General features: G+C 55.7%; 9 protein-coding genes and 1 tRNA gene. 9 read left to right on the top strand and 1 reads right to left on the bottom strand.

Annotation, left to right across the window (positions count from 1 at the left end; all coding sequences use genetic code 11):
• Positions 1–72 precede the first annotated feature (72 nt).
• The 7 genes from QN215_RS07315 (at position 73) to QN215_RS07285 (ending at position 11,224) form a co-directional block, all read left to right on the top strand.
• Positions 73–1,068 carry an ABC transporter permease gene (locus QN215_RS07315; protein WP_369343669.1) on the top strand — a complete coding sequence of 332 codons (996 nt, stop codon included), beginning with the start codon at positions 73–75 and terminating at the stop codon, positions 1,066–1,068.
• 5 nt (positions 1,069–1,073) lie between these two features.
• The gene (locus QN215_RS07310; protein WP_369343668.1) at positions 1,074–2,108 is read left to right on the top strand and encodes an ABC transporter permease; all 1,035 of its coding nucleotides are present in this window, start codon (positions 1,074–1,076) and stop codon (positions 2,106–2,108) included.
• Positions 2,105–3,766 (top strand): ABC transporter ATP-binding protein, encoded by a 1,662-nt coding sequence (locus QN215_RS07305; RefSeq protein ID WP_369343667.1) that lies wholly within the window; start codon positions 2,105–2,107, stop codon positions 3,764–3,766. The genes QN215_RS07310 and QN215_RS07305 overlap by 4 nt, the downstream gene beginning before the upstream one ends.
• A gap of 81 nt (positions 3,767–3,847) precedes the next feature.
• A complete protein-coding gene (locus QN215_RS07300; protein WP_369343666.1) occupies positions 3,848–4,768 on the top strand; it encodes an alpha/beta fold hydrolase in 921 nt (306 codons plus the stop codon).
• Positions 4,765–8,565, top strand: coding sequence for a GH36-type glycosyl hydrolase domain-containing protein (locus QN215_RS07295; RefSeq protein WP_369343665.1), 3,801 nt, complete (start codon positions 4,765–4,767; stop codon positions 8,563–8,565). Before QN215_RS07300 ends, QN215_RS07295 begins: the two co-directional genes overlap by 4 nt.
• 77 nt (positions 8,566–8,642) lie before the next feature.
• Complete coding sequence (gene bglX / locus QN215_RS07290) at positions 8,643–10,832, top strand: beta-glucosidase BglX (RefSeq protein ID WP_369343664.1); 2,190 nt, start codon at positions 8,643–8,645, stop codon at positions 10,830–10,832.
• Between the two features lie 319 nt (positions 10,833–11,151).
• Positions 11,152–11,224 (top strand) — tRNA-Arg (locus tag QN215_RS07285).
• 245 nt (positions 11,225–11,469) lie between these two features.
• On the opposite strand, the gene QN215_RS07280 is transcribed toward QN215_RS07285, so the two are convergent.
• Positions 11,470–11,844 (bottom strand): hypothetical protein, encoded by a 375-nt coding sequence (locus QN215_RS07280; protein ID WP_369343663.1) that lies wholly within the window; start codon positions 11,842–11,844, stop codon positions 11,470–11,472.
• A gap of 364 nt (positions 11,845–12,208) precedes the next feature.
• Between QN215_RS07280 and QN215_RS07275 the strand changes: the two genes are divergently transcribed.
• Together QN215_RS07275 and kdpA are read left to right on the top strand one after the other, a co-directional pair.
• Positions 12,209–12,343, top strand: a complete 135-nt coding sequence (locus tag QN215_RS07275) for a hypothetical protein (protein WP_369343662.1) — start codon at positions 12,209–12,211, stop codon at positions 12,341–12,343.
• A gap of 120 nt (positions 12,344–12,463) precedes the next feature.
• Positions 12,464–14,140 carry a potassium-transporting ATPase subunit KdpA gene (gene kdpA, locus QN215_RS07270; protein WP_369343661.1) on the top strand — a complete coding sequence of 559 codons (1,677 nt, stop codon included), beginning with the start codon at positions 12,464–12,466 and terminating at the stop codon, positions 14,138–14,140.

The raw sequence follows: 14,140 nt of genomic DNA, 5'->3' as shown, positions 1-14,140 counted from the left end.
GATCAACAGCAATCAATCAATTATTGCAGTAATTCAGTGCAGTAATTATCGCAGTAATTATTGCAGTAATCAGTGAAAGGTCATCTCGTGCGCTACTATCTCGGGAAAATCGGTCTTTTCCTGCTCACACTCTGGGCAGCAATCACCGTAAACTTCCTGCTACCCCGTATGATGCCCGGTTCTCCTGCCGACGCAGCCATAGCCAAACTCTCGCAAAATGGTCCTGTGACGCCGGAAATGCGTGCCTCGATAGAAGCGCAGCTAGGGGTGCCCACAGGCAATCCATTCCAGCAGTATGTTCAATATCTCAATGACGTCATTCATCTGAACTTCGGAATCTCGTACAGCAACTTCCCACAATCGGTCTCTTCGCTGGTTTCAACAGCCTTGCCGTGGACTCTTGTGCTGGTCGGTACGGTCACCATTCTTTCGTTCATCATCGGCACCATGCTCGGTGCGGCGATGGCCTGGAAGCGCGGCTCGCTCGTCGATGCCACCGGCAGCGTCTCAAGCTCGTTCTTCTCGGCCTTCCCACCGTTCTGGCTTGCGCTGCTCCTGCTGTTCTTCCTTGGCTATGTTGCCAAGGCATTCCCGACATCAGGCGCATATGCCGCAACCGCAGTTCCCAACCCGTCCTGGTCGTTCCTGATCGACGCACTGTATCATTCGATCCTTCCCGGACTGACCATCCTCATAACCTCATTGGGGAGCTGGGTCATGGGCATGCGCAACAACATGATCAATACGCTTGGTGATGATTATGTGACCTTCGCGGAGGCGAACGGCCTCCACCAAGGCACGGTCATGCTCAGGTATGCGGCTCGAAACGCGCTGCTGCCAAACCTCACCTCATTCGGTCTGGTGCTTGGCGGCGTCGTCGGCGGTTCGCTGCTGGTCGAACAGGTTTTCAGCTATCCAGGCATCGGCATGCTGCTGTTCCAAGCAGTCACGAATCAGGACTATCCACTGATGCAGGCTCTGTTCCTGATGATCACGGTCAGCGTTCTGGTAGCCAATTTCGTCGTTGACATTCTCTACGGCGTTCTCGATCCACGGACCAGGAGGTGAGTGGAATGACACAAGCACAGCAAGCGCAGGTCACAGGAAACATGTCGGGCAATCCTGCGAACGGGTCGGCAGGCGACGACAGCAGGAATCTCGACGTTGCCACGCCACCGTCAAACAAGGGCGAACACTCACAACCACGCGCACCTCACGATTCGGCTGACGACAACGTGCTGATCAGAGGACTCCGGGTTGCAGGACGCAGCTTCGCCACGGTATGGTCCGTTCCGAAGGCACGCTTCGGCATCATCCTCTTCAGCCTGATTATCGTGCTGGCAATATTCGCACCCATCGTGAGTCCGTACAATCCCAAGCAGACCGGCTTCGAAACCAATGCGCAGCCATCGCTGAGTCATCTTCTCGGAACCACGGCAAGCGGTCAGGACGTGTTCTCGCAGCTTATCTGGGGTGGACGAATCTCGGTTATGGTCGCCATGGTCGCAGGCATTCTTTCCACAGCTCTCGCTGTCGTCATCGGCCTGAGCTGGGGGTACATCAAGTCATTCGGCGGCGAATTCGTCGGCTTCATCGTCAACCTGTTCTTGGTGATTCCGCAACTGCCACTGATGATCGTCATCGCTTCATACTTGCAGAACGGCGGCATGAAGGTGATCGTCCTGGTCATCGTATTCACCGGTTGGGCATGGGGTTCGCGCGTGCTTCGCAGCCAGACCCAATCCCTGCGCTCGCGTGATTTCGTCACCGCGGCGGCGTTCAGCGGCGACAGCGCCGCACGAATCATCTTCCATGAGATATTCCCGAACATGCTGTCACTCATCATCAACAACTTCTTCGGTGCCGCAACCTCTGCGGCCTTGGCGGAAGCCGGACTTGAGTTCCTTGGTCTGGGCGATTCCACAACGATCAGCTGGGGCACGATGATCTATTGGGCGCAGAACAACGGCGTCATCCTCACCGGACAGTGGGCGCTTCTGCTCGCTCCCGGTCTGATGATCGCATTGCTCGCCGTCTCCATGACATTCATCAACTTCGGCGTTGACCGACTCAGCAATCCTCGACTGCGTGAAGGGAGTTCACGATGAGTCTGCTTCATATTGATCATCTGTCCATCGAATACGACACACCTGGGACTGAGCCCGTCAAGGCTGTCCACGATGTGAACGTGGATTTGGAACAAGGTGAATTCGTCGGTCTGGTCGGCGAATCCGGTTCGGGCAAGTCGACGCTGGGATTTGCCATCACGGCACTGTCCCGTCCACCCGCACGCGTGAGCGAGGGCAAGGTCATCTTTGACGGCGTTGACATTGCAACGCTGAATCAGGAGGAGCTGCGCAAGCAGCGTCGCGGCGGATTCGCGATGGTGCTGCAGTCCGGCATGAACGCACTGAACCCGGTGCGCACGATCCGCAACCATTTCATGGATATCTTCAAGGCGCACGAGCATATTCGCAAGGATAGGCGCGAGGCGCGTGCGAAGGAGCTGATTGAGAAGGTCGGGCTGCCAGCAAGCACCCTAAGCCGATATCCGGGCGAGCTTTCCGGCGGCATGCGTCAGCGTGTATCCATCGCGCTCGCGCTGAGTCTTGATCCCAAGCTCATGGTCTTCGATGAGCCGACGACGGCACTTGATGTGCTTGTCCAGCATGAGGTCATGAACACGATACGTGAACTGCAGAAGTCAGAAGGTTTCACTGCCATCCTCATCAGCCATGATTTGGGCATCGTGCTTGAATCCACGCAACGCGTGCTGGTCATGCATAATGGCCGCATCGTCGAGGATGCTTCGAGCCGCGACATTCTCGAGCATCCGAAGGACGACTACACGAAGATGCTGCTCAGCCATTATGGGGATCCCCGTGCGGCGCATGTTTCAGTCCCGGGCTTGCGAACGAGGGAAAATGCCAATGAGGCTTATAAACAGAATGCGCATGCAGAGGATGAGCGTACGGCCTTGACCGTCTCTCATATCACCAAGATATATCCTGCGCGCAAGCGGGGGGAGAGCGCAGTCAGAGCGGTTGACGATGTGTCGTTCACGCTCGACCCGGGTCAGTCATTGGCGCTTGTTGGCGCTTCCGGTTCGGGAAAGTCAACGATTGCCAAGATGATCACGGCTGTGGAAAACCCGACATCGGGGGTTATCACGCTTGGCAGCAAGCATATCGAGAAGATGCGTCGCGGTCGCGATCTGCGAGCGTTGCGCTCCGACATTCAGATGGTGTTCCAGGATCCGTATGCGGCGTTGAACCCGCTGCACAATGTCGAATACATTCTCAGCCGTCCCATTGCGAACTATACGAAGCTTCGGGGCAGTGCGGCAAGGCAGCGGATGCTTGAGCTGCTCGAATTCGTCGGACTTACCCCGGTTGAGCAATTCGCCGCGAAGCTTCCGCATCAGCTGTCTGGCGGCCAGCGGCAGCGCGTGGTCATAGCGCGCGCATTGGCGAGCGATCCGAAGGTTCTGATTGCGGACGAGCCGGTTTCCATGCTTGACATGACGCTGCGAGCTGGAATCCTCGCTCTGCTTGACGATCTTCGCGTGCGCCTGAACGTCAGCATGCTGTACATCACGCACGATCTGCTGAGCGCACGCCTGATAACCGATAACATCATGGTGCTCAACCAGGGGCGTGTCGTCGAACGCGGCGAAACCTCCCAGGTTTTGCAGCATCCGCATGATGACTATACGGTGTCGCTGCTGAACGCGATTCCAAAATTGCAGGTTGACGAGCAGGCCTGAATCAACCGCTGCGAATCCATTCAAACGGCAAGCGGGAGAAGTTTTCGTTCGTCCAAGCATGCATAACCCGGGAGGGAAGAGATGTTAACCGCACATACGATCCAAGATTCACGCATACGTCCGGTTCCGGCGTTCGGGGGATTGCCCGTTCCGCCATCGGTCGAGATACTCGGCGTCACCACGCCTGCCGGAGAACTGACAGTCGCGCATGCATCGCCGCTTGTCGGCGAGAACGTCAAGGGCAGTATCCTCGCTATTCCGGGGTTCACAGGTTCGAAGGAGGACTATTATCCCATTCTGCCGCTGCTTGCCCGGCTGGGCTGGGATGTCTGGGCGTATTCGCAGCGTGGTCAGGCTGATTCCTTCGCTCCAGAGGGACAGCAAAGCTATACGCGAGAACAGGATGCGGCCGATGCGTGCGCGATGGCGAAGATTATCTCCTCGGCTGTTGGCGTGGTGCGGGTGCATCTTCTGGGGCACAGCTTCGGCGGACTCGTGGCGCAGGCAGCGGCCATAGCACATCCAGAACGCTTCGAAAGCCTGACGCTGATGTCTTCTGGGCCTCATGGGTGGCCAGGCAGACACGAACTGGATAGACGGATTCTTCTTGACAATCCCGAAAGCGATCTGTGGACGCTCAACAATCCTTCGAAGGCGACGGTTCCTGATGCCGAGCTTGACGTGTTGCAACGCTTCTTGAGAACGCGTTCGAAACGCACGAGCCGAGACGAGCTGTTGCAGACCATCGATGAACTCGCGAAGATCCATGACACGAGCTTCGCAGTAAAGGATACGGGATTGCCGGTTCTGATCTTTCACGGTGAAAACGACAACTGGGCATGGCCGCAGGAGTGGCAGCACAGAATGGCGAGAATCATAGGTGCTCGCTACGAGATCGTCCCCGATGCGGCGCACGGCCCGCAGAGCGAGAACCCGGGATTGACGGCAACGCTGCTCGATGATTTTTGGTCACAGACATTACTTGAAAGGACGAGGCAATGACGACTCACACACCCGACGTACCAGGCGATCAGGCATATTCGAATAAGCAGACGCATGAGAATGTTTGGCAGCAAGACAATGCTCAGCCAAAGCACAATACTCAGCAGCAGTGGGATAATCCGCAACAGTGGAATTCCTGGGGAAAGTCGGTCGACCATGACCGTGCCATCCATGAGGGGAAGCTGGACATGGAATTCAATCCTTTCGGTGATCTGCGTTCGATTCGTGTGAATGACATCCAGATTTCGCAATATCAGCCCGGCATCCATGATGCGGCAGTGTCGGGAATATGGCTGCGGCGAAAGCGTGGCAGCGACATCAGCTCGATTGCGCTCACGGGGACGCACTGTGGAGAGAATATCGGAGAGGATGTCGGAGAGAATGTCTCAAGCGCTCCGCACTTCGAATGCTCCGAACAGTGCGCTCAATGGAGTGGCGAGGGTCTTGGAGTCAGATGGGCAGTGACGCTCAGTCCGGTTGCAGATGAGCCGCAATCCTTGAAAGATTTTACGGGCAGTGGATGCTCCTGGGCATGGAAGGTGAAGGTCATGCCTGTGGATTCCCAAACCGTGGAATCTGATGATACATGGGAGCTGGTCACCGCTCAGGATATTGCGTTGGCTCCCGTGCAGCAGGCCTTGACGAGCGAACCCTATATCTCGCAATACGTGGCCTTCCACGAGGAGACGCTTCAGGGTTCAGGATGCGTCGTGTCGGCAAGGCAGACGATGAGCAGCGCACCGCAGCTGCCGCTTCTGATATCGACCATCTGCGAGGGGACGGCCGCATATCTTACCGACGGCTTTGACTTCTTCGGGCATCAGGCACGTCTCGGATCGGCTCCCATCGCCTTAAGCGACGAGAGCTGGCATGGCGGTCATATTAATCAATACGAGTTCGCGATGATATGTCTGCTGTCGACAGGCCGTAAGCTCGGCGCGGAGGGCATCGAATGGAATCAGCTGGTGGCTTTCAACCCTGATTATCGTGGTGAGATGGCCGATGCGAGCAAGCAATTCGTCAATTCGTCAATCCCCGATTATGTGCAGGGCACTGGTACGGCCGACAATTCCGTTGCCAGCAAGCCAATGCAGCAGAATGAACTGGCAAATGACGAGCTTCCATCGTTGCTGGCGACGGCCAGAGGGTTGAATGCTGATGCATTAAGCGATGATCAGCTCAGGTCGCTGGTTCCCGGCAGCATCGTTTCGCCTGAATATGGGCGCAATGCAAGGCTGCTGTCGTTCTTCTCCGGCGATGGCACGCATGTCGTGTCCCAAAGCAAGGAACTTGCGGTGGCACGCTCGCATGGTCAGGTTGTGCTGTCTGGCGGCGATTTCGATCCTGAACATCCTGTGCTCGCTTCCACAAGCTATGCGCCAGGCGTTTTCGCATCGCATATCGTGCTGGGCAACACCAACATGAACCGTCTGGTGTCGGTGCAGCGCAATGCGCTGAATCTGCTCAGATCGGCAGGTGTCCGTGTACTGGTCAGATTTGAGGGGGAGTGGCGTGTGCTGCAGCTGCCTTCCGCATTCATCATGCATCTGGGCGGTTCGCGCTGGGTGTATCGCATCGGTGACGTGATCTTCAACGTGACGACCACCGCTTCGGCAGACAGCAATGCTCTGGACATTCGATTCACTTCCAGCATTCCCATCGATGCCATTCTCACCGTCGATGTCGAAGAACCAGCGCAGTGGTACGCGCGGCGTGAAGAGCACGGTGTGGTATTTGCTCCGGCATGGGATTCCGAGGCTTTCAAGCATTATCCAGGATTGAGCTATGCGTTTCTCTCCGAGAATGCGCAGTGCGGGTCGGATGCGCTGCTGTTCACCGATCCGAAGGATGGTGTGAAAGTTGGTGCGAAGCTCGATACGAAGCTCATGACCGCTGAGGCATCTCAGTCATCCACAGCGGCCCAGGCATCCCAGCTATCTCAGGCATCTCAACATGGCGGCATCGTCACCTTCTCCATTGAGGATCAGCGAGAATTGCATCTCTCCGTCGCGGCGAGCGTGCGCGGCGCACAGGAGGCCATCGACTGTGCCGAAGCTCTGATTGTGAAGCCATTCGACATTGCGAAAGTGCTGCAGGAGCATAACGCCAACATTGCATCGTTCGCCGATGACCTTCATGTGAACGGCGAAGGTCGTCTTGCCGAATTCAACATGCTTATCCCGTGGTTCGTGCAGAACGCGCTCGTGCACTTCCTGTCACCGCATGGACTTGAGCAGTATTCGGGAGCTGCATGGGGTACCAGAGACGTGTTGCAGGGTCCTTTGGAGATGGAGCTGGGGTTTGGGCATTATGCTGCGGCGCGAGAAATCCTGCTGAAGGTCTTCGCCCATCAGAACAGTGATGGCTCCTTGCCTCAGTGGTTCATGTTCGATGCCTACTCGTCTATGTATCAGAAGGATTCGCATGGTGACATTCCCGTATGGCCTTTGATGGCTTTGGGTGAATACCTGGTTGCCAGCGCTGACTATGACATTCTCAACCAGACCCAGCCATTCCTCGATGATGCGGGCAAGGTGAGTGTAGTCCGGCATCTGGAACGAATTCTCTCGTATATCGAGCAGCATCGCGTGCCGGGCACGAAGCTGTTCTCGTATGGCAACGGCGATTGGGATGATACGCTTCAGCCCGCCCAGGCTTCGATGAAGAAGAACATGGCTTCAAGCTGGACCATTGCACTGCTGCATCAGGCATCCGTGGTGCTCGCAGCGCAGTTGGAGAAGGCTGGGCTTCGGGAACTGGCTCAGCAGTTCGTGGCCGAGGCTGCCACAATCGAGGCGGCATTCCCCAAGGACTTCATACTCGATGATGTGATTGCCGGATATGTGAACTTCACCGAGCAGGGTCCGCAGCCGATCATCCATCCAACGGATACTCGGACTGGCTTGAAATACCGGCTGATTCCGATGACACGTTCTATCATTTCGGGGCTGCTCACCCCGGAACAGGCTCACGGTCATATGAAGCTGATCGACGAGAATCTGCACTATCCCGATGGCGTGAGGCTGATGAACAAGCCCGCCCGCTTTGCCGATGGCATTCCCCTCTACTTCAAGAGAGCGGAGCAGGCGGCGAACGTGGGCCGCGAAATTGGTCTGATGTATACGCACGCCCATATTCGCTATGCAGAGGCGCTCGCAACCTTGGGCAAGGATTCATTCGTAAGCGAGCTGCTGCGCATCAGCCCTGTCGGACAATTCTCAAGGTTGGCTTCAAGCGAGCTTCGTCAGCGCAACTGCTACTTCGCCTCGTCGGATGCTGACTTTTCCGATAGGTATGAAGCCGCGAATCATTGGGATCGTCTGCGCGCAGATGCCCAGGATCCGGTAGGGGTTCGTGGTGGCTGGCGCGTCTATTCATCCGGCCCGGGCATTTATCTGCGTCAGCTCGTGCAGCATGTGTTTGGCTTGCAGATCGAAGCGAATCAGCTGGTCATCGACCCTGTGCTGGCGCTTGAAGACGATGGCACCTCGATTATGGTGAAGCTTTTCGGCACTGAGCGCACGGTTCGATATCACGTTCTTGACGATGATTCTGCCGTGACGGTCCGTGTCAATGGCAGCAAGATTGAAGGAAGCTACCAGCAGTTGCCATATCGCCAGGGAGGTCTGGTCGTCACCGCGGAACAGCTTCAAGGGGTAGATGGCACAGCGGTAGATGACACAGCGGTAGATGACACTGGGGTGAATGGCACAGGGGTAGATGGCATTGGGGTGAATGGTGCCGCTGTGAATGAGATAGAGGTCAGTGTTGGCTCGAAGCGGTGCACCATCGCCTAGCAAGGCAACGCATACATCCCCTGCGGGAAGGAAGCCCGGCAGGGAAGCTGATAGCAACAGACTTACAGGGAGCAATCATGGAACAGTCGAATATCGAGGATCTGCTTCGGCAGATGACCTTGGAGGAGAAGATCGGCCAACTGACGCAGATTACCGGCGATTTCTACTCAGATAAAGCCGAGGATCGTACGGGCCCGATGAGTCAGCTGGGCTTGGATGACGAGCAGATTACGAATGTCGGCACCGTTTTGGGTGTGGTCGGAGCTTCGGAGTGCCGGCGCATACAGCGGCAGTATATGGAACGCAACCGTCTGCACATTCCTACCATGTTCATGGGGGATGTGATTCACGGGTATGAGACCATCTTCCCGATTCCGCTTGGTCTTGCAAGCTCGTGGGATACTGATGCTTTCGAGGAAATGGCTCGCGTGTCGGCCGAAGAAGCTTCGGTGTCCGGTCTTTCGGCAGTGTTTTCGCCGATGGTCGATCTGGTCCGGGATCCTCGATGGGGTCGTGTGATGGAATCAACCGGAGAGGATCCCTTCCTTAACGGCAAGTTCGCATCGGCAATGGTCACAGGATATCAGGGCGAACCCGGCGAATTGCAGGATCATTTCAACAAGGTTGCGGCCTGCGTCAAGCATTTCGCCGCGTATGGTGCCGTCACGGGCGGACGTGACTACAACACGGTGGATATGTCAGAGCAGCGTCTGCGCGATGTGTACTTGCGTGGGTATCATGCGGCGATCGAAGCCGGCGCGCGACTGGTGATGACCTCGTTCAACACGGTCGGAGGCATTCCGGCGACAGGCAACAGGCATCTGATGCAAGACATTCTGCGTGACGAATTCGGGTTCGATGGTGTGCTGATTTCGGATTTCGGAGCCGTCAAGGAGCTGATATCCCATGGTGTTGCAGCGGATGAGAGTCAGGCGGCGAGCCTGTCGATTCATGCGGGCGTGGACATTGAGATGATGACGCTGTGCTACATGCACACCCTTGAAGCCTTGGTTACATCGGGAGCTGTTGACGAGCGATTGATCGATGAGTCTGTGTTGAGAATTCTTCGCTTGAAGAATGAGCTCGGACTTTTCGAGCATCCGTTCCGTGGCGCTGACGAGGCGCGCGAGAAAGAGATTGTGTTCAGCACGAGCCATCGTGCGACAGCGAGGCGCATAACTGCTGAATCGCTGGTTCTGCTTCGCAACAATGATGCAACGCTGCCATTGAAGGCATCGCAAAGCATCGCATTGCTCGGGCCAGCAGCTCAATCTCCTGACATTCTCGGAGCATGGTCGTGGCGAGGAAGAACCGATCGTGCGGTGACGCTGATGCAGGGGCTTCGTAAGTTTGCATCTGCAGACGGCGAATCGATGAGATCGCATGTGAAAACAACCGAGGAACGGTGTGACTATTTCGTTCCCACCGAATCGGTGATTGCAGCATCGGTTGAGTTGGCCAAGCATGCCGATGTGGTGATTCTTGCCCTTGGAGAGCTTTCGACCATGAGTGGCGAGGCTGCGAGCCGCTCGAACATTCACCTTCCGAAAGGACAGATTGCATTATTCGATGCCGTGCACAAGGTGAATCCGCATATCGTCGTGGTGCTTTTCAACGGCAGACCACTTGATCTCAGCGGTATCGAAGCCGCCGATGCGATTCTCGAAGCGTGGTATCCGGGGACCGAAGGCGGAGCGGCAATTGCCGATGTGCTTTTTGGTGCGGTGAACCCGTCAGGGAAAGTCACGATGTCGTTCCCTGAATCGGTGGGCCAGATTCCGGTCTTTTACGACGAGGACAATACTGGCAGACCATACGAACAGGCACCGAACGAGAAGTACGTGTCGAAATATCTGGATGTTTCCAATTATGCGGCATACCCGTTTGGATTCGGTCTGAGCTACAGCCACTTCTCCTATGGGTCGCCAGTAGTGTCAGTGTCGGGCAACGGCTTCAGCGCCGAACATCCCGCCATCATAAGGGTGAGCATTACGAACGATTCCGAGGTCGATGGTGTCGAGATCGCGCAGCTCTATGTCCGTGACCTCGTTGGTGAGGTCGTTCGTCCGGTCAAGCAGCTCAAGGGATTCCAACGGGTTGCGCTCGCAGCCGGTGAAACGCGAGAGATTGAGTTTGAACTTGATGAGAAGGATGTGCGCTATGTTCATCTCGATGATTCGATGCGTAGCGATCCCGGTGATTTTCTGGTCTGGGTCGCAGGCAACAGCCGTGACCTTTCCAACCCGATTCGCCTGCATCTGGAGTGAGGTGGGGATTGCCGTTGAGCGCTGTGCCGTTCCAGAAGGCTAAGGGTGGGGACGAAGAATAATTCACAGAAAACTTTCAGAGAAACATATCCTTCTTCAAAGCAAGGGCTGGTTATATAAGAGTTGTCGTCGCAAGGCGATGGATTTCCCCCAAATCCTATAACTGAATTTCTTCTCTCTTTCTTCTTCACCCGGTGATTCCCGTCACCGGGTTTTCCCTTTTTTAGGCCAGAATTCATTACGGTGTGTTCGTTTCAATCATGCATTTCTCAAAGCGGCATCGCATGGCCGTGGGATGCGTGTAGGATAGAACATCGTTGCCCCGGTAGCTCAGGGGATAGAGCACTTCTCTCCTAAAGAAGGTGTCGTGCGTTCGATTCGCATCCGGGGCACAATTCATTGTCAGATGGCAGCACCAGATACCGTCGAAGTTCATTCGTAGTCATGGTGGTTCGGCTTCTCGCAGCACCAAAGTCTGTCGTGAAAGAAGCGTCGGTCAGCTATTCTGGTACTCGCTCCTCAATGATTAATCACATCAGCATTCAGTGAGCATGGAATGACCGTCGATGCGACGGAAGCTCGGTGACTTCGTTGCGTTTGGCCTTGTATCAGGCGTTATGCCGGGCGTTGTTTGGCATCAATGATTATTGATGAGTTGCCCGGCTCGCTGGTATGAAATTCCTAGCATTGTGCCGATGTCTCGCAGAGTTATTCCCATGTCTCGCAGTCGTTTCGCCGCTGCACGGCTTTCGGCAGTTGCCAGGCGTGCTGATTGCTCTGCGATTTCGCGCTGGCGTTTCGCTTCCGTGACGATTCTGCGAACGTCGTCGGGCAATTCTACGCGCACATCAAGGCTGATGGTTTCCAGATTTTCGTCGGTCATGATGTGAATCAGATCGCGTGCCATGACATCAACCTCTTTGAGATTGAGCGCCAGGGTTACTCGCTGAATCTGTGGAATATCGACCATCCATGCATCCTCGTCGCGAGTAACGTTCACTTGGTAATTCATTTCCACCAGCCCTCTCCAAATTTCACTTCGAGTTCCTTATATATTTACGCGTCGTGTTCTCGCGTACTTCGTTATGTCTCGGTATGGGGATTATCAAACCGTCAACGCGCAGAATGTCATGGTTGCCGCCCTGAGAGCTATCAACATCCTACTGTAACGATTCGGGAGAAAGCGAGACAACATCGTTGTCATCTCGCCCAGAGACCGTTAGGAAAGCGTTAGTAAACGCTTTGAATCCGCATGTATTCCGTTAAGAAGCATTCTGGCGCATCGGCCGCTTTCTATGATGAATCGTACGTTCGGCGGGAATGAAGCCGGCGTGGCAGCAGGGCCTCGTAGCGTTCATGTGGCGGAATTGGAATGCATGGACACATACCTTACGGGCCTTGCAATGCTTCTAGGAAATGAGGCTGAAATGTTGGATGTGTGCTTTGTGGTGGGTGCGTTGATTGTGTTCGCACTCTTCGATGGGCTTGCCAAGGCGGTGGATGCGCTGTGATTGACGTGTTCAATATGGTTGCCGCCGCAATCGGCATCGTTGGAGTCCTGTATATGACCGTCTCGCTTTTGAGACCTGAGAAGTTCTGAGTATCAGATCAAGAGCATGTGAAAGGTTTCGATGACATATCTCTATGCATTCGCCGCGGTCCTTCTTGTCGTTGTTATTCTTGCGGCAATCTACAGGCCTTTTGGCGACTATATGGCTTGGGTGTTTACGTCCCCGAAGAATCTTGCGCCGGAACGGTTCTTCTACAGGCTTGTCGGAATAGATCCCGACAAGGAGCAACCTTGGAGATCGTATCTGCGCGGGGTGCTCGCCTTCTCTCTGGCGGGGCTTCTACTGCTGTACGCCATGCAGAGGCTGCAGCAGTATCTGCCCTGGTCGTTGGGGCTGGGCTCGGTATCGCCGTTCCTCGCGTTCAACACGGCCGTATCCTTTGTTAGCAACACTGACTGGCAGTCGTATTCGCCTGAAGCAACGATGGGTTATACGGTGCAACTTGCCGGTCTATGCGTTCAGAATTTCGTATCCGCAGCCGTGGGCATGGTTGTCGCGATTGCGCTTGTCCGAGGTTTCATGTGGCGAAAGCGCAAAGAGATCGGCAACTTCTGGGTCGATTTGACTCGGTGCCTCTGGCGCATTCTGCTGCCCATCTCATTCGTTGGCGCAGTGCTGCTGATGGCTTTGGGCGTGATCCAGAACTTCAACGGATTCGTGAACATTTCCACCATCGCAGGAGGAAGCCAAAGCATCCCCGGCGGACCCGTAGCATCGCAGGAGATCATCAAGATGCTGGGCACGAATGGTGGCGGATTCTTCAACGCGAACTCCGCACACCCCTTCGAAAACCCGAATCTATGGACGAATCTTCTGGAGATCATCGCCATGCTCGCCATTCCGGTGTGCATGACCAGAACCTTTGGCCGCATGGTCGGGGATCTCAGACAGGGCTATGCGCTTGTGGCTGCGATGTTCGTGCTCTGGGTGGTGTCCTTCATACTTCTGGTGAGCTTCGAATCCTTCTCGCCTCATGCCACAACCCAGCTTGCGGGTGCGGCGATGGAAGGCAAGGAAACACGCTTTGGCATCGTGTGGTCCTCTCTGTTCGGCGGCACTGCCACCGGCACGTCGACCGGCGCTGCCAGCTCGATGTATGACTCGTACACCGCCTTGGGCGGCATGATGCTCATGCTGAACATGATGTTCGGCGAGGTTTCGCCAGGTGGCGTCGGGGGAGGCCTTTACAGCATTCTGGTCATGGCGATTGTCACGGTATTCATCGCAGGTCTGCTGGTCGGGCGTACACCCGAATATCTTGGCAAGAAAATCGGTCCGCGACAGATGAAGCTGGCCTCGCTGTATTTTCTGGTCACACCGATCATCGTGCTGGCTGGCACGGCCATATCCTTGGCCATTCCTGCCGCACGCAACTCTGTGGAGCACACCTCGTTGCTCAACTCCGGCTCGCATGGTTTTTCCGAACTGGTCTACGCCTTCACTTCGGCAGCCAACAACAACGGTTCGGCATTCGCCGGTCTCACGGCAAACACTCCGTGGATGAACACGGCACTCGCCGTGGCGATGCTGCTGGGACGATTCGTTCCCATCGTGCTGGTGCTGGCGCTCGCAGGATCGCTTGCCCAGCAGGACAAGGTTCCGACGACATCCGGCACCTTGAAGACGCATAGGAGCCTGTTCGTGTTTCTTCTTGTTTTTGTCATCATCATTATTTCTGCGCTGACGTTCTTCCCGACTCTTGCGTTGGGACCGTTGGCAGAGGGACTGGTAGCGTAA

Source organism: Bifidobacterium sp. WK041_4_12 (assembly GCF_041080795.1).
GTDB lineage: Bacteria > Actinomycetota > Actinomycetes > Actinomycetales > Bifidobacteriaceae > Bombiscardovia > Bombiscardovia aquikefiricola.
The sequence above is the reverse complement of the archived record's forward strand: the minus strand, read 5'-3'. Positions and strand labels throughout refer to the sequence as shown.

What these genes read in the sequence shown, in the direction of transcription:
- QN215_RS07310 (WP_369343668.1), top strand. Translation starts at nt 1,074, where the DNA reads ATGACACAAGCACAGCAAGCGCAGGTCACAGGAAACATGTCGGGCAAT.
- QN215_RS07305 (WP_369343667.1), top strand. Translation starts at nt 2,105, where the DNA reads ATGAGTCTGCTTCATATTGATCATCTGTCCATCGAATACGACACACCT.
- QN215_RS07300 (WP_369343666.1), top strand. Translation starts at nt 3,848, where the DNA reads ATGTTAACCGCACATACGATCCAAGATTCACGCATACGTCCGGTTCCG.
- QN215_RS07295 (WP_369343665.1), top strand. Translation starts at nt 4,765, where the DNA reads ATGACGACTCACACACCCGACGTACCAGGCGATCAGGCATATTCGAAT.
- bglX (WP_369343664.1), top strand. Translation starts at nt 8,643, where the DNA reads ATGGAACAGTCGAATATCGAGGATCTGCTTCGGCAGATGACCTTGGAG.
- QN215_RS07280 (WP_369343663.1), bottom strand. Translation starts at nt 11,844, where the DNA reads ATGAATTACCAAGTGAACGTTACTCGCGACGAGGATGCATGGATGGTC.
- QN215_RS07275 (WP_369343662.1), top strand. Translation starts at nt 12,209, where the DNA reads ATGGACACATACCTTACGGGCCTTGCAATGCTTCTAGGAAATGAGGCT.
- kdpA (WP_369343661.1), top strand. Translation starts at nt 12,464, where the DNA reads ATGACATATCTCTATGCATTCGCCGCGGTCCTTCTTGTCGTTGTTATT.